The organism is Nostoc sp., from assembly GCF_036919495.1.
GTDB lineage: Bacteria > Cyanobacteriota > Cyanobacteriia > Cyanobacteriales > Nostocaceae > Nostoc.
In genome coordinates, this window is record NZ_JBALBZ010000197.1 from 20,292 (window position 1) to 36,072 (window position 15,781).

Sequence of the window (15,781 nt, forward strand, 5' to 3'; positions counted from 1 at the left end):
AATGGGGAATGGGGAATGGAGAATGGGAAATGAGCAAAGATTTGTACAAGTTCTCCTCTGCTCATAAGCTCCCCCGCGTACTTTATTTCCTACTCCCTACTCCCCACTCCCCATTCGCTCTTTTTTAGTAGTAATTACCTACTTTGCGATGGCGAACGGCTGTCAATCCATCGTTTTTGGAGACACGACCTTCTTGGACGCTGCAATATAAAATCCAGTGGTCGCTGCATTCCATGCTGCTCTGTATTTGACATTCCATGTATGCCAGAGCATCAGTTAGAATTGGAGAACCGTTTTTCGCGGTTTGAGTTTTTACCCCAGCAAAGCGATCAGCACCAGGATGCAAGCGCTTGAGGAAGTGCTTTTTGAGTTCTTGATAATTGCCTTCTTCCAAAACGTTGAGGACGAAGCGATCGCCTACTTGCATTAAGGAATCAATGGCGCGGTCTTTGGCAACGGCAATTGTCAATCCTAAGGGTTGCAAACTCGCTTGCGTTACCCAGGATGCCAGCATTGCACTTGAGGCATTATCTTTTTTAGTAGTGACTATATAAAGTCCACTGCTAATCCGGCCCAATGCCTTTTCCATGTTGACATCAAGGGACTTGATTTGCTTGATGTTGCGATCGCGCACCAGCAATTGTCCAATGTCTTTACCCGCTTCTTCACACAACTGGAATGTTGATGCGGTGGGAACCTCTTTAATGCGAATGGGTGGGAAAGCTTCTTTGATGCTAGAGTTGAGAAATTGTCTGCGGAGTGTATCAATGGGTTCATCATCCCCACCGTAACATTCAAACAGCCCAATCAATTGTTTGTTCTTGGCGACAGCTAGCACTGAACTGATACTAGCTTGGGCGGCAGCAGAAGTAGTCGGAGGCATACCAATAATAATGCCAGCTGCTCTCCCGGCTAGTTCTTGAATTTCTTGGCTCTCAGCAGTACTCAGATCCAGTACTTCTACCCCAATGCCTGTTTTCAGTATACCTTCGGCAATTGCGTGACCAAGGCGTTCGCCATAGCCGTAATCTGAGACAAAAAACAAGCCGACGGTTGTTTCTGCTTTAGCTTGCTTTTGGCTCCAATTTTCGTAGCACCCTGTTAGAACATCTAAATGGTGGTATAATAATGGCCCGTGACCGTTGGCGATAATATTAATCTTCCCAAGATCGCCCATCCGCTTCATTGCATTCAGCAGCGAACGAGCGTTAGGGCCCATCAAGCAGTCGTAGTAAAATCTAAAGTCAGCTTCGATCGCTTCTAAATCTTCATCGAAGGTGCGATCGTCACAAAAATGCATCCCAAAAGCATCACAGGTGTAGAGAATTTGGGTTTTGCGGTCAAAGCTAAAGATTGTATCCGGCCAGTGCAGGTTAGGCGCACTCACGAATTCCATTTCGTGTCCTTTGCCGATATCTATGCGATCGCCAGTTTTGACAACTCGCTTAGAAAATGGATCGTGGACTAAGCCTTCCAAAAACTGAAGCGCAACTTTTGATGCTAAAACGGTAGCTCTAGGAGCTAACTGAAGAACATCTTCCACCAAGCCGCTATGGTCTGGCTCTGTGTGGCTGACAATTATGTAATCAATTGTTTTGGGGTTGACAAGACTTTTTAGAGTCTCTAAATACAGATCGCGAAACTTCTGATGAGAAGTATCAATCAAAACTGTTTGTTCACCCCTAATTAGATATGAATTGTAGGTTGTGCCGTTTTGCAGTCCGAATTCGATATCGAAGCGATCGCGATCCCAATCAAGAGAGCGAATCGCCGTTGTGTTAGGGGCAATTTCTACAGTTTGTATAGTTAGCCGATGTTGAACGTTCTCTGCGTGGGCATTGCCTGTCGTAGACATCGCTACCATTATTCGTCTCCGAGCGCAAATTAACAGGTTTTTCTTCTGCCTACATTGTCCCTATTATTTTTTGCTTAAGTTGTAATGAATATCAGTTTTTGAAAAATTTAACTTGTATCAATTATTGCTGTTTTTTAGCAAAAATTATGACTCAAAAAATCTACTAATTATTAATTTATTCTTCAGAGTTTACTGAGTATTTGATTTTGCTATTTGTTTGATTTTATCGTAATTCAAAAAGATTTGTCTTGATTACGTGTCTATTATATTAAAAGTTATAAGAACACACCCAGAACTTTTATTGTAACCTTTTTTTTGAGATAACGTATGCATACCAAGGAACTAACAGGGTTCAAAAATATATTTTTTAATTGTGGTATAAAATATTGATATGTCACAAAATCGAGCTATTAAGAGAATAGATTTATCTCTCGATCATCAAAAGTTACTTTTTTTGAAGCCCTTTATTATTAAGCAGGAAAAGTAGGAAAGGTAGGAAAGGTAGGAAAAGTAGGAAAAGTAAGAAAAGTAAGAAAAGTAAGAAAAGTAAGATAAATTTTGTTTACATCCCGCATCGAATAATCTGTTAGCACTATTTTTCCTAATGGATATCGAATAGATTTTTGTTCTAACCAAAATATCCTCATGGGAAATATAAACTTTATGTAAAGAGGAGAAAAGAAATATTTTTATGGAAATAAGCAAGACAAATATCTAGATACGAGTATGAGAAAAAGAAACTAGGCTTGTATACCTTTTCCTGAGCATTCAAATGCAAACTAGCGTAAAAATCATTTTTAAAGTTTCGATAAATCTCTGTAACCATACGAATGATCTAATAAATTTAATGATACAGTCCTTTATCATGGACTTTAAACATTAATTAGGACAACAGCAATAAATTCTTATTGTCATAACTGAAAGTTACAACTTTTAGCTATCTAATAAATTTACCTATGCAGGTTAATAGTGTCATTTATGATGTACCTAACTTTTTATAAAAATCCATTCTTGATGATAAGTTGCAAACTTTGATAGTGTTCTCAAGCCAATACTTCTCACGTAGCAGCCTTTTAAACGCCGACATCCTTAATGCTTGTAGTTCAGCTTTTCTAGTGTGCTATTAAATACGTAAGCAATTAAGTATATAGGCGTGAATAGACATAAAAAAATCGCAAAAATTGACTGTGTAAAAGGTTATTTTTTATGGGATGCCGATTAAAAGTCTTTCTAACTGACGAGCAAAAGCTGACTTTAGAAGAGTTAAGAAAAGCTAAAGATGTTCCTCAACGTACTAAAGATCGTGCTCAAGTTTTACTGTTGAATACTCGCGGCTTAAAAAATGAGCAAATTGCTAAAGGCTTGAACTGGGCGATTTCAACAGTACGTCAAACCCTTCATCGCTGGGAAAAGATGGGTTTAGCAGGTTTGTGGGATGCTCCAGGCCGAGGAGGAAAACCCCGATATTCGGAATCAGACTTGGCTTATCTAGAAAATTGTTTAGCTCAAGAGTCACAGACTTATAACTCTAAGCAATTAGCAAATAAACTGGCATCTGAGCGTCAAGTCAACTTGAGCGCAGATAGATTACGACGGGTACTCAAAAAAAGGGGAAGGAGGTTTGGAAGCGCACGCAAACAACCCCAAGAACAGAATAATTAACGTGAGTTCGACAATCCTCTCCCTGTCTAACTTTCATTCAAATCTGTCCCTCTCGCCCATCGGAGAGGGACATTTTGCGTAATAAACAGGAGTCAGAATACAGAATTGGTGAATACTCTACCCCTTGATGGGATAGATTAGTAAGGCGAAAATTTTTAATGCTAGTTTCGCTCACCCAACAACTTGCTCAGGGCATCGCCAGAGGCGAAAGCGCGTAGCAAAATGAAGTACGCTTTTAAAGCAATATTTAGACACTCTCTACAAAACGCTGGGTGAAGGCGGAACCCAGGTGTAGCAAAATTCGTACTGAATTCTGACTGCTGAGTTCTGTCTTCTTATAAACAAAATCCACCTAAACATTAAACTGTTTGGTGGACTTGTTACTTATTCTTAGTGGATCCGAGCAGAGTCGAACTGCTGTCCAAATTGGGTATTAACCCCCCGCTCATTCACAGGTTTAGCCTTTCTGACCCTCAAGGCGGGAATCGTTCATTATCCCGAACGTAGGATGCTCTGATTTAATCTTAGCTAGCAAGCCAACCAGAGAACGCTTACTAGAGCATCCGTTGGGGTTTGGTCTTCAGTCCTTAACGGAGTCAAACTAAAGACGCTCGAACCTATAAGAGGTTTTTAGGCAACTGCTAAAGCAGGCTTACGAGCAAAGCTAACGATGTTATTCGCATTTACTTTTTGTTTGAGCCTTTGATTTGCGAGAGGAGACTCACTCTCGACCTGAATCACAGAGCAGCGTTCGCCAACCTGTCGAAACCGTGACGGACCCATGCCTTTCATAATTCAATTATAATACGCAGTTTTGAAAATGTGTTATTGGGCAAAAAATTTTTGGTTAACGCCAGTCCTGCTGAGAAACACAGGGTATCTTTATATGAAGTTGGCTCTAGACCATGAGTATAGTAAAAGTCTCAAATACTAAAAATAGCCAATTGCTAATCTTAAAATAATTAGCAATTGGCTATTATATATTACAACGCACTACAAATAAATAATTAACTATACCCTAAGTTAGTGCTTCAGCACCACCAACAACTTCTAGGAGTTCCTGGGTAATTGCAGCTTGTCGGGCTTTGTTGTAAGACAGCGTGAGGGTGTTAATTAGTTCACCAGCATTCTCGCTGGCATTACTCATGGCTGTCATCCGCGCTGCTAGTTCACTAGCCGCCGATTCTTGAAGCGCTCGCAATAGCTGGTTACTCAGATACAGGGGCAACAAAGAATCGAGAATCTGAACTGGATCTTGCTCAAAAATCATGTCAGGAGCCAAAGGGCGAACTTGGCTAGCCACTTTTTCCCGTTCGACTTCAAATTTACCGCCACGGGTTGTCAAGCGGAAGATTTCATCATCGGCTGCTTCTAGACCTTGGGGATCGAGGGGCAATAGGGTTTGCACCACTGGACGGGAGCTAACCAATGAAAGGAATCTGGTGTAGATTAATTCGATGCGGTCTACTTCTTCGGAAAGAAACAAGGAAAGTAGTTGGTCGGCAATCTGATTGGCTTCTGCTGCGGTGGGAATTTGCTCTAAGCCGCTATAGGTAGCATCAATAGGCTGATCTCGGCGTTGAAAGTACTGTGTAGCTTTGCGTCCGACTAAGACAAATTGATAGTTTAAACCTTCTGCTTTGATTTCCTTGGCGCGGTTTTCTGCACGACGGATAACATTATTATTGTAGCCGCCGCATAGACCGCGATCGCCTGAAATTACCAACAGCCCGACTGACTTAACTTCTCTTTTTCTCAGCAGTGGTAGGTTTGCTTCTTCAAAACGCAGACGGCTTTGTAAACCATACAATACTTGTGCCAAACGATCGGCAAAGGGGCGAGTCGCTAGTACTTGTTCTTGCGCCCGGCGCACTCTAGCTGCCGCTACGAGACGCATGGCTTCTGTGATTTTTTTGGTGTTTTTGACCGACTGAATGCGATCGCGTATTGCTTTTAGATTAGGCATATTCTTGAGTTAGGAGTTAGGAGCTAGGAGTTAGGAGTTAAGAGCTAGGAGTATTTCATTAACTTTTAACTCTTAACTCTTCACTCCTCACTTTAATTACGCTGCTGCTTTGAAGGTCTTTTTGTATTCGGTAAGTGCTTCCTTCAAGGCAGCTTCTTCTGCATCACCTAGTGCTTTGGAGGTTTTTACTCCTTCGGCGTACTGGGTTTTACCAGTCTTTAAGTAGTCCCGCAGACCTTGGGTAAAGCTGGTGACTTTATCTACAGGAACGTCATCCAAGTAACCGTTAATACCAGCGTAAAGAATTGCCACTTGCTCGTATACTGAGAGTGGCGAATTTTGTGGCTGCTTGAGAAGTTCGCGCAACCGTTGACCTCGTGCCAACTGGTCTTGAGTGGCTTTATCTAAGTCAGAAGCAAATTGAGCGAAGGCTTGCAGATCGTCAAATTGGGCTAGTTCCAATTTAATCTTACCGGCAACTTTTTTCATTGCCTTGGTTTGAGCCGCAGAACCCACGCGGGATACAGAAATACCTGGGTTCACAGCCGGACGGATACCAGCGTTGAACAAGTCAGAAGATAAGAATATCTGACCATCGGTAATGGAAATTACGTTGGTGGGGATGTATGCCGAAACGTCACCAGCTTGTGTTTCGATAATTGGTAGGGCGGTCATACTGCCTTTACCTAATTCATCACTCAGCTTGGCGGCTCTTTCTAGCAAGCGAGAGTGAATGTAGAATACATCTCCAGGGTAAGCTTCGCGTCCGGGTGGACGACGCAGCAATAGTGACATTTGGCGATAAGCTTGGGCTTGCTTGGAAAGATCATCATAAATTACCAGGGTAGCTTTGCCTTTGTACATAAAGTACTCAGCAATAGTTGCGCCTGTGTAAGGAGCTAGATATTGTAGGGTTGCTGGTTCACTGGCACTAGCAAAGACAACGACGGTGTAATCCATTGCGCCTTTTTCTTGCAATGTCTGCACCACGTTAGCAACAGTGGAAGCCTTTTGACCGATCGCAACGTAGACACAAACTACATCTTCTTCTTTCTGGTTGATGATGGTGTCGATCGCGATCGCAGTTTTGCCGGTTTGACGGTCGCCAATAATCAATTCCCGTTGACCACGACCGATAGGAATCATTGAGTCAATAGCTGTGATACCCGTTTGCATGGGTTCGTGTACTGACCTACGAGCAATGATACCTGGTGCTGGAGATTCAATCAAACGGCTTTCTGAGGATTTGATGTCTCCCTTGCCATCAATGGGGCGACCCAAAGCGTCTACAACTCGTCCAATTAAGGCTTCTCCTACCGGAATCTGAGCAATTCTACCAGTAGCGGTTACAGAGCTACCTTCTTGAATTTCTAGCCCTTCACCCATAAGCACCGCGCCCACGTTGTCTTCTTCTAAGTTCTGGGCGATGCCAATTGTGCCATCTTCAAATTCTAAAAGTTCGCCAGCCATAGCCTTTTCCAGACCATAGATCCGGGCAATACCGTCACCTACTTGTAGGACAGTACCAACGTTAGCAACTTTGACCTCTTGATCGTATTGCTCGATTTGTTGTTGGATAATGCTGCTAATTTCGTCAGGTCTAATTGATATGCTCATGTGTCTATACTTTTTGCTTTCGAGACGGGAAAATTAATTCAGTTAGGAGTGATGAGTTAAGAGTGATGAGTTAAGACGGATGAGTTAAAAAAGCAAAGGTTAAAAGTCAAAATAAATTATTATTTACTTAACTCTTAACTCCTAACTTCTAACTCCTAACTCCTTTACAGACGCGATTAATCGCGTCTCTACTCCTAACTTTCTAGCTATTAATTAAGCGCAATGAAAGGCGACGCAATTGACCCCGGATACTGGCATCAATTACCTGCGAACCTACTTTAATGATTACACCACCAATTAACTCGCTGTCTACCTTGGTTTCTAGTTCTACCTGGCGAGCATTACTGATGGCAATGACCTTTTGGATAATTGCCTGCTGTTGAGCTTCTGTGAGGGGAACGGCTGAAATTACTTCCGCTAATACGGTTTTATTCAGCTGCCGCAACAGCGCCAGATATTGTTGAAAAATAGATTCCAAGAATGCAATGCGGCGTTTGTCTACTAATATCAACAAAAAGTTGCGTAAGTAGGGGTTAGAGCCTTCACCGAGTATTTGTTTGATGAGAGCTTTTTTGTTCTCAGCCTGAATAAACGGGTTGCTGAAGAAGTTGTGTAGCTGTTTGTCTGCTCTGAGCAGTCCCAGGAAAGTACGCGCATCTTCCCCGAACTCTTCTGTCAAATTTTTCGATTGCGCTATTGACAAAAGTGCCTGTGCGTAAGGTTGGGCTACTTCGGCTGCCGCTACCTGACTTGTCATACATTGCCTCCCAGTTGTGCGATGCTGCGGTCAATTAAACTTTGTTGAGCATCGTCGGCAATCCCGCCTTTGAGTTGCGATTCGACTTTTTGCAATGCTAGTGTAGCAACTCTTTGCCGTAGTTGAGCGATCGCTCGCTCTGTTTCGGTATTTAAATCTGCTGCTGCTGTTTGTTTCAAGCGTTCTACGTCTTGCGCTGCCTTCGTCAACAAGGCTTCTTTTGCCTTTTGGGCATTTTCTACGGCAGATTGGCGGATGCGTTCTGCCTCTGCCTGAGATTGCTTCAACTGCTCTTGCGCTTGGGAAAGGGCAGTCTTTGCCTCTTTTAAGCGCCCTTCTGCTTCCTGAATTGCGGTGGCAATATTAGATTGTCGCTCGTTCAGGATATTGCTTAAAACTTTACGTCCGAAGTAGAATAGGATGCCAACCAGAATCGCTAGATTGATCAGATTGGTTTCAAAAATGTCTAGGTTTAGACCGAAACCACCTTCTCCTGCGCCTTCTGCTAATTCAGAGTGAACAGCGTTCGCTTCTGCGGCAAGTAATAAGAATGTCCCCATGATACCCATTTACAAGTGCGCTGCTCGCCTGCTAATACGTTGTATTTTCCCAAAGGGAAATTAAGTATCTTTCCCCCAAAGGGAAATTAAGTATCTCTCCCCAGAAGGGAAAAAGTGTCTTTTTTGACACTTAATTAAGCGCTCTGGACTAGGGCCCAGTTGCGCGTATGCTTTCAAAGTAACCAGTCTAGTTAGCTTATCTAACTGGAGTTGGGCCCAATAGTTTTTCTAGAATCTGCCTGCTTAGAGCATCAACTTGTTGCTCTAAGGTACGAAAAGCTTCTTGCTTTTGTTGTTCTATTTCAACAGAAGCTTGCTCTCGTTGAGACTGAGCTTCTTTTTGGGCTTCAGCGATTTTCTCGGCAGTAATTTTTTTAGCTTCCAGTTGAGCTGCTTCTAGAGTAGCTTGCGATTGTCTGCGAGCGTCTGCGAGTTGCTGCTCATATTCGGCGGCTAAACGCTCGGCTTTTGCCAAGCTTTCTTTCGCCTCAAGGGTATTCGTTCGGATATAACTATCGCGATCGTCTAGTACCTTGGTTAGTGGCTTATAGAAAATTGCATTCAACAAAGCTGCTAATAGCAGGAATTGCAATGCCATGAAGGGCAAGGTAGCATCGAAATCAAACATTTGTCTCCTCTTTGGCTGGAGTAGCAGTTTTCATGGCTAGCAACGTCATCCAACCTTTCATATTTTAGAGACCCATAGCCAACAAGGGTCAACTGAACATTATAACTATTGAGATACCCAAAACATTTCGATTGTAGAGGCGTGATGATTCACGTCTCCACACTCGCAAAAATTTTCAGGTATTAGCTGAAAGGATTAGCAAACAGCAATACTAGGGCAATTACTAGACCATAGATAGTCAAAGATTCCATGAATGCCAAGGTTAATAGCAGAGTACCGCGAATTTTTCCTTCTGCTTCAGGTTGACGAGCAATACCTTCTACTGCTTGTCCAGCAGCGTTTCCTTGACCAATACCAGGGCCAATTGCAGCTAAACCAATCGCTAAAGCAGCAGCGAGAACTGAAGCAGCCTGAACTAATGGATCCATGTTGATTTTCCTTGCTTTGATTACAAAACTAACAGACATTACGTTAACAATTAGAAACGTGGTTTTCACGCTGCACCTGAGTTCTTTAGATCGCGCTTTGCGATGTTTTGAGCGAACATGCTCTTGGAACTGTGCTATCAACTGAGAAGTTTAATGCTCCTCATGTTCATCTCCGCCATGTCCCTCCATTGCCTCATGAATGTATGCTCCGGCTAGGGTGGCAAAAACCAGGGCTTGAATGGCACTGGTAAATAAACCCAAGGCCATTACAGGCAGAGGTACAAATAGAGGAACTAGCAGCACCAGCACCGCGACTACCAATTCATCCGCCAAAATATTACCAAATAGCCGGAAGCTTAGGGAGAGGGGCTTGGTGAAATCTTCTAGGATTGCAATTGGCAACAAAACAGGTGTTGGCTCTATATATTTCTTAAAGTAGCCTAAACCCCGTTTGCTAAAACCTGCATAAAAGTACGCTAAGGAGGTTAGCAATGCCAATGCAACAGTCGTATTGATGTCATTGGTGGGAGCTGCCAATTCGCCCGAAGGTAGCCTGATGAGCTTCCAGGGAATTAGTGCGCCTGACCAGTTCGATACGAAAATAAACAAGAACAATGTGCCAATAAATGGCACCCAAGGGCGGTACTCTTTCTCACCAAGTTGGTTTTTTGCCAAATCACGAATAAATTCTAAGGCATATTCCATCAAATTCTGGATGCCCTTGGGAATTCTTTGTGCGTTACGAGTAGCAGCTATTGAAGCCACTACTAGAATACTAATCACAAACCATGAGGTGAGAAAAACTTGCCCATGAATTTTAAGATTGCCCAACTGCCAGTAGAAATGATGACCTACTTCTAATGCGGCGAGGGGAAAAGAATTAAAGGCGTTTAAGACACTAAGCATTTGCATTCTTCAAGCATTTTCCCCAACGAGCGAGGATGGGATTACTATCTTTGTGAGCCTGACTTTATTTAAGAATCAGGAATGAACGCAATTTGCACCATATAGACGAGGAGCGTGGCTTTGTAAGTTAGAAATCCCAAAAAAATGGGCAGAATCTGTAGCTCACGCCATTGAGTTGCCACGATCATCACTCCAATAAACAGAGCAAAACGAGTTTTGCTCAGACTGGTTTTCTCACTACCAAGCTGCTCAACGTCTCTAGCCAACATTTTTAAGTAAACCACACCTGTACACGCCCCAATTAAATAATTTAGGGCAATGTTTAAGGAATAAAAAATCCACACAGAGATAAAAATAACCCCCGTCAAGACAAGCGTGATTACCAACAATCGCTGGAAGAGTTGATGGAACTCTTGCATGGAGTTACCTGATTCTGTGTCTCCAGAACCAGTTTTAGCATCTTGTTGCGTTGTCGGAGTGGGCGCAATTGATTCGTCTGACAAGCTCACGGGACTTGAAACCAGTACAGTTAAATATGATGACTGCACATTCAGTCAGCTGAATCATATCACGATCCGGTAACAATACTTTAGGAAAAAACAATTAACTTCTTGGCAACGTTACACATTCAGTAAAGTCGCGCTCACAGAAGCGAGAGAGCGGCTGATCGTGTGAGGGAGCGTGTGAGTGAATAATCAATAAATGTTGCCTGAAAATTTAAAATTTCTTCCAATTTCAGTTTTTTGAGTGAATAATTATCCTCCAAAGTTTGAATTAAGTTGGTGTCAATAAAATCAACTGGTGCTTGAGGAGCGTATGAACGTACCGCAAATCAGAAATTGTAGAGTAGCGGCAAGTCATTAAAGATCGCACCACTGCTGAATTCCAGAAAGCTCCAACTTTTGGGATGTACAATACCCTGTTTCTTAGGCACTTTCCTAATTTACATTAATTTGCCAAAAGTGGTGATGGGCGATCGCTCTTCACCACGAGTATAAATTGACAAATCTTAACTTAGTATCAACGTGAAGTGTAATTAAACAGGTGTCAATAAAATCAGCTGCTGCTGAAGAAGCGTTCTTACCCCATCTAATCCCAGTTGCACACCTGCCAAAATTTCCGCAACTGTTGAATTAGCATCACACTTTTGCATAAATTCAAACTCTGCTACAGATAAATTAACAATCTGGTAATCGTAATTAAAGAAACATTGGCTGGGAAATCCTTCAAGACAAGGATTAAGTTCGGGAATCGCTACCAGTATGGCGTTATCGTCTGACCAGTCGGACTTAATTAAGGGGGGACGACCGAGGAAAAATTCGTAATGAGTTACTTCTGGATCTAGTAATTCTATCAGGCGGTAAACCTGGCGATCGCTCAAATCTTTTGCTCGTTCAACTAACTCTGGTGCTTTACCTAAAAGTCTCTCTAAATCCCAGAAACTCGGATTTGAGAAACCAATAAACTCCAATCCCGCAGCATCAATTAATTCAAACAGCGTCTCAATGTTGTAGTCAATTTCTTGGGGATGAACGTACATATCAGCAAAGTTTTCATCCTTGTGATTTTCTAATGACCAACGCTGTTTATCGTATTTGACAATTCGGTTATTTTCTGGTAGTGAGGCAAATATTTGTCGTCCGACTTGGACACCATCGCGGTAGTCGCCTTTTTTGTCACCTTGAAGAAGTGCGATCGCTTTTTGCATGAGTTGAATTTCCCAGCGTCCCAATTCCCCATACACAAAAATGTGCATCAAACCGCCTGGGGCTAACTTTTTCGCCAAAGCTTGAATACCGCGAATTGGATCGGGGGTATGATGCAAAACACCAACACAGTTGATTAAATCAAACTCACCCGGTAACTGTTCCACATCAAATAAGCTGAGGTGATGAAACTCAACACGGGTAGCCCCTGAACGCTGACAACGTTCTTTTGCTACAGCTAAAGCGCCTGTACTGAGGTCAATTCCCACAACAGAAGCCTGGGGGTTGAGGTGAACTAGGTACTCTGTACTTACCCCAGTACCGCAACCTGCATCTAAAATCCGAATATCTTGCTTTTGGGGTTTTTGACCTGTGCAAAAATTATAAGCGGCTAGCCAATTCCAGCGCCAGTTGTAGCCTGGAGGTGGTTCATCCAACAAGGCTTCTGGCGGAAAGGGGTAAGTATTGTAGAGTTTGGCAACGGCAGCACTAACAGTTTGGGAATCGGACATGATGAGGAATAACGCAGCATTTCTGAGTTTAGCGAATGCTGGACACTTCAGGTAGATAAATAATTGCGTAGGCGCAGCCCGTCGTAGACATCGCCATCAGCCCATATATTTTCCGTTAAGAAGTTGTTTCAGTAAAAACACTACTGTTTGAGTATCTCTTAGTTAATAAAATTAATTGTTATTTTGTATAATAATTTACTTACTCAGGAGTATTAAATGGCTGTAGGAATGCCGGAATTCGTTGAAAATCCAGAAAATCGTTGCCCTGTAATTCTGTTACTTGATACTTCTGGCTCTATGTCAGGTCAGCCTATCCAAGAGTTAAATCGAGGACTTGCTGCTTTCAAAGCAGATGTACTAAAAGATTCCCAAGCATCGCTGAGTGTGGAAGTGGCCATGATTACATTTGGCCCCATAGTTAAACTCACGCAAGACTTTGTGACGATTGACCAATTTACACCGCCTACATTGCAAGTAGGTGGTTTAACCCCAATGGGTGCGGCGATTGAATATGCTTTGGATTTTTTAGAAAACCGCAAACAGACTTATAAAGACAACGGTATTCTCTATTATCGCCCTTGGGTATTTTTGATTACAGACGGAGAGCCAAATGACTCCTGGCAGCCAGCCGCGCAAAAGATGAGAGAAGCAGAAGCACAACGCCGACTGTCATTTTTTGCGGTTGGTGTACAGGGTGCTGATATGAATATTCTCAAACAAATTTCTCCACCTGAACGTTCACCAATTATGCTCAATGGCTTAGATTTTCGTGAGATGTTTGTCTGGCTTTCTGCTTCGATGAAACGGGTTTCTAGTGGCAAAGTGGGGCAAGCTGTAGCTTTACCGGCTATGGGATGGGGTCAAATTATAAGTTAGAGGATAATTTTGTGAATTGGAAAGCTGTTGCACGTTCAGGGATTGGAACAAGTCATCAAAAGCAGGGGATAGTTTGTCAAGATTATGGGAATTATTGCAGCTTTGGTTATGTGATTGTAGGCGCTGTTGCTGATGGTGCTGGTAGTGCTAAACATTCTGATGTTGGTTCTAAGTTGGCGGTAGAAACAGTACTGAAATGCTTTTCTGATATTAATGAATTTCCTCATAAGCAAGCTTTTTCTCAACCACTTGACAAAGAAGAAGCTCAGAAAGTGTTTGCTAAAATTGTGAACCAAGTTATTACAGAATTACAGAAGCAAGCAGATGAAGGAGATTATTTTGTCAATGATTTAGCTTGTACGTTGCTGGTTTTTGTGGCAACTCATGACTGGCTTGCAGCTATGCAAATCGGGGATGGATTTATTGTAATGCGTTCTCAAGATTCAGAATATCAACTGTTGTTTCAGCCAGATAAAGGTGAGTTTGCTAATGAAACAACTTTTATTACCTCAACAAATGCAATAAAAGAAATGCAGGTAGAGGTCATTGCCGAAAAACAAGAATTTATTTGTGCTTCCACTGATGGGCTAGAAAAAGTAGCAATTCGCTTGAGTGACTGGCAACCCTTTTCGCCTTTCTTTAAACCTTTAGAGGAATACTTGCATGAACCTGTTAATCCAGAGGATGAAGATAAATATCTGATGGAATTTCTCAACTCGGAACGGCTAAATTCTCGTACTGACGATGATAAAACCTTACTTTTGTGCTTGTTTGATAGAGAGTAAAATTCGATGAAAGTTCTCACCTGTGCCAGTACGGGAAAATCAATTACTCTCTTGGGTGAACCAATAGCTGATAGTGGTGAAGGTCAGGTTTTGCGAACTAATCACAATGGTTACTTAGCAAAAATTTACCACGACCAAACTCCTGAGCGTGTGCAAAAGTTGGCGGTGATGATAGCGCACCGACCGAAAGAGCCAAACTCTCACCTCAATCATATTTCTTTTGCTTGGCCTAAGTCGGTACTGAAAGATGATCAAGGTAACTGTGTGGGCTTTTTGATGCCAGAAATTAAGGAAGCAAAAGAACTTATTGATGTATACAATCCTAAGCGTCGTAAGGATTTGAAACTTGACGTTGATTGGCGTTTTTTCCACACAACGGCGCTGAATATTGCCTCAATTATTGAAGCAATTCACATTTCTGGCTATGTTTTAGGTGACATTAAGCCGCAAAATATTCTTGTAAACGATCGCGCCTTACCTTCTATTATTGATACTGATTCTTTTCAGGTTCGCAATCCGGTAAATGGCAAGATTTATCGTTGTCCAGTTGGTTCACCAGATTATACACCACCGGAACTGATTGATAAAGATTTTTCTAGCATCGATCAAACTGAAGTACACGCTCGCTTCCGGTTAGCAGTCATTATCTATCAGTTGTTGTTTGGTGGTCAAACTCCTTTTGCGGGAAAGTGGACAGGTACGCGGGAAACTCCAGAAACTAATGATCGTATCCGTCAGGGTTTATGGGTGTATGCACCAAACAGTTTGATTCAAGCTGTAGATATGACAATTCCTCTTGAGATTATTCACCCAGAGGTTCAGCGATGTTTTCTCAGATGCTTTAACGATGGTTATAAAAATTCTAACTTGCGCCCAACTGCTGGGGATTGGGTAAAGGCGCTCAGACTTGCTGTTAATGAGTTAACTATCTGTGGAAAGATAGACAGCCATTATTACAGCCGAACTTATGGTAAGTGTTATTGGTGCGATCGTTCTACAAAACTTGGTATTGATATATTTCCTGGCTTTGCTAGACCAAAACAACAATCTGCTTTTGTTGTATCAACATCACAACCTAAAGCTTTTGGCACAGATAAAATTGTAGAAAATCTTACAATAGCAAGGCGAATCTATACCCTCCAAGGGCATTCCAACTCTATTTATTCCGTAGCATACAGCCCAGATGGCAGAATCATTGCCAGTGGGAGTAAAGACTCGACGATCAAATTGTGGTATGTAAGCACGGGAAGAGAAATTTACACTCTTCAGGGGCATTCCGACTCTGTTAATTCGGTTGCCTTTAGCCCAGATGGTAAAATCCTTGCCAGTGGAAGTAATGACACGACTATTAAACTGTGGGATGTGACAACAGGAGGGCGAATCCGCACTCTCCAAGCGCATTCCGACTCGATTTGTTCGATTGCCTTCAGCCCAGATGGTAAAATCCTTGCCAGTGGAAGTAATGACACGACTATTAAACTGTGGGATGTGACAACAGGAGGGCGAATCCGCACTCTCCAAGC

General features: G+C 42.4%; 14 protein-coding genes and 1 other RNA gene. 4 read left to right on the top strand and 11 right to left on the bottom strand.

Annotated features, from left to right (window positions below; translation table 11 throughout):
* Positions 1-124: 124 nt before the first annotated feature.
* Complete coding sequence (locus V7K25_RS27685) at positions 125-1,864, bottom strand: diflavin flavoprotein (protein ID WP_335162572.1); 1,740 nt, start codon at positions 1,862-1,864, stop codon at positions 125-127.
* Positions 1,865-3,061: 1,197 nt separating this feature from the next.
* Here V7K25_RS27685 and V7K25_RS27690 point away from each other — a divergent pair.
* Positions 3,062-3,517, top strand: a complete 456-nt coding sequence (locus V7K25_RS27690) for a helix-turn-helix domain-containing protein (RefSeq protein ID WP_118167290.1) — start codon at positions 3,062-3,064, stop codon at positions 3,515-3,517.
* Between the two features lie 391 nt (positions 3,518-3,908).
* On the opposite strand, the gene ssrA is transcribed toward V7K25_RS27690, so the two are convergent.
* From ssrA to V7K25_RS27740, 10 genes are all read right to left on the bottom strand, one after another.
* Positions 3,909-4,298, bottom strand: a transfer-messenger RNA (tmRNA) gene (gene ssrA / locus V7K25_RS27695).
* A gap of 237 nt (positions 4,299-4,535) precedes the next feature.
* The gene (locus tag V7K25_RS27700; RefSeq protein ID WP_335162575.1) at positions 4,536-5,483 is read right to left on the bottom strand and encodes a F0F1 ATP synthase subunit gamma; all 948 of its coding nucleotides are present in this window, start codon (positions 5,481-5,483) and stop codon (positions 4,536-4,538) included.
* 96 nt (positions 5,484-5,579) lie between these two features.
* Positions 5,580-7,100, bottom strand: coding sequence for a F0F1 ATP synthase subunit alpha (gene atpA / locus V7K25_RS27705; protein WP_335162577.1), 1,521 nt, complete (start codon positions 7,098-7,100; stop codon positions 5,580-5,582).
* Positions 7,101-7,302: 202 nt separating this feature from the next.
* Positions 7,303-7,857, bottom strand: coding sequence for an ATP synthase F1 subunit delta (atpH, locus tag V7K25_RS27710; RefSeq protein ID WP_335162579.1), 555 nt, complete (start codon positions 7,855-7,857; stop codon positions 7,303-7,305).
* The gene (locus tag V7K25_RS27715; RefSeq protein ID WP_335162581.1) at positions 7,854-8,426 is read right to left on the bottom strand and encodes a F0F1 ATP synthase subunit B; all 573 of its coding nucleotides are present in this window, start codon (positions 8,424-8,426) and stop codon (positions 7,854-7,856) included. Before V7K25_RS27715 ends, atpH begins: the two co-directional genes overlap by 4 nt.
* A 187-nt stretch (positions 8,427-8,613) precedes the next feature.
* Positions 8,614-9,045, bottom strand: coding sequence for a F0F1 ATP synthase subunit B' (locus V7K25_RS27720; RefSeq protein WP_322674306.1), 432 nt, complete (start codon positions 9,043-9,045; stop codon positions 8,614-8,616).
* A gap of 182 nt (positions 9,046-9,227) precedes the next feature.
* Positions 9,228-9,473, bottom strand: a complete 246-nt coding sequence (gene atpE, locus V7K25_RS27725; protein ID WP_251959337.1) for an ATP synthase F0 subunit C — start codon at positions 9,471-9,473, stop codon at positions 9,228-9,230.
* 150 nt (positions 9,474-9,623) lie between these two features.
* Positions 9,624-10,385: a F0F1 ATP synthase subunit A gene (atpB, locus tag V7K25_RS27730; RefSeq protein ID WP_181984851.1), complete on the bottom strand. Its 762-nt coding sequence runs from the start codon at positions 10,383-10,385 to the stop codon at positions 9,624-9,626.
* A 62-nt stretch (positions 10,386-10,447) separates the two neighbouring features.
* Positions 10,448-10,888: an ATP synthase subunit I gene (locus V7K25_RS27735; protein ID WP_118167295.1), complete on the bottom strand. Its 441-nt coding sequence runs from the start codon at positions 10,886-10,888 to the stop codon at positions 10,448-10,450.
* Positions 10,889-11,415: 527 nt separating this feature from the next.
* Positions 11,416-12,597: a class I SAM-dependent methyltransferase gene (locus V7K25_RS27740; RefSeq protein WP_335162585.1), complete on the bottom strand. Its 1,182-nt coding sequence runs from the start codon at positions 12,595-12,597 to the stop codon at positions 11,416-11,418.
* Between the two features lie 216 nt (positions 12,598-12,813).
* Here V7K25_RS27740 and V7K25_RS27745 point away from each other — a divergent pair, with 216 nt between their 5' ends.
* The 3 genes from V7K25_RS27745 to V7K25_RS27755 all read left to right on the top strand — a co-directional run.
* Positions 12,814-13,473 (top strand): vWA domain-containing protein, encoded by a 660-nt coding sequence (locus V7K25_RS27745; protein WP_335162587.1) that lies wholly within the window; start codon positions 12,814-12,816, stop codon positions 13,471-13,473.
* Positions 13,474-13,484: 11 nt separating this feature from the next.
* Positions 13,485-14,258 (top strand): PP2C family serine/threonine-protein phosphatase, encoded by a 774-nt coding sequence (locus tag V7K25_RS27750; protein WP_335162589.1) that lies wholly within the window; start codon positions 13,485-13,487, stop codon positions 14,256-14,258.
* A 6-nt stretch (positions 14,259-14,264) separates the two neighbouring features.
* Positions 14,265-15,781, top strand: a 1,517-nt coding sequence (locus tag V7K25_RS27755) for a protein kinase domain-containing protein (RefSeq protein WP_335162592.1), incomplete at its 3' end; no start/stop codon positions are given.

Excerpts from the sequence above, each read along its gene's own strand:
- V7K25_RS27685 (WP_335162572.1), bottom strand. The coding sequence starts at position 1,864 with ATGGTAGCGATGTCTACGACAGGCAATGCCCACGCAGAGAACGTTCAA.
- V7K25_RS27690 (WP_118167290.1), top strand. The coding sequence starts at position 3,062 with ATGGGATGCCGATTAAAAGTCTTTCTAACTGACGAGCAAAAGCTGACT.
- V7K25_RS27700 (WP_335162575.1), bottom strand. The coding sequence starts at position 5,483 with ATGCCTAATCTAAAAGCAATACGCGATCGCATTCAGTCGGTCAAAAAC.
- atpA (WP_335162577.1), bottom strand. The coding sequence starts at position 7,100 with ATGAGCATATCAATTAGACCTGACGAAATTAGCAGCATTATCCAACAA.
- atpH (WP_335162579.1), bottom strand. The coding sequence starts at position 7,857 with ATGACAAGTCAGGTAGCGGCAGCCGAAGTAGCCCAACCTTACGCACAG.
- V7K25_RS27715 (WP_335162581.1), bottom strand. The coding sequence starts at position 8,426 with ATGGGTATCATGGGGACATTCTTATTACTTGCCGCAGAAGCGAACGCT.
- V7K25_RS27720 (WP_322674306.1), bottom strand. The coding sequence starts at position 9,045 with ATGTTTGATTTCGATGCTACCTTGCCCTTCATGGCATTGCAATTCCTG.
- atpE (WP_251959337.1), bottom strand. The coding sequence starts at position 9,473 with ATGGATCCATTAGTTCAGGCTGCTTCAGTTCTCGCTGCTGCTTTAGCG.
- atpB (WP_181984851.1), bottom strand. The coding sequence starts at position 10,385 with ATGCAAATGCTTAGTGTCTTAAACGCCTTTAATTCTTTTCCCCTCGCC.
- V7K25_RS27740 (WP_335162585.1), bottom strand. The coding sequence starts at position 12,597 with ATGTCCGATTCCCAAACTGTTAGTGCTGCCGTTGCCAAACTCTACAAT.
- V7K25_RS27745 (WP_335162587.1), top strand. The coding sequence starts at position 12,814 with ATGGCTGTAGGAATGCCGGAATTCGTTGAAAATCCAGAAAATCGTTGC.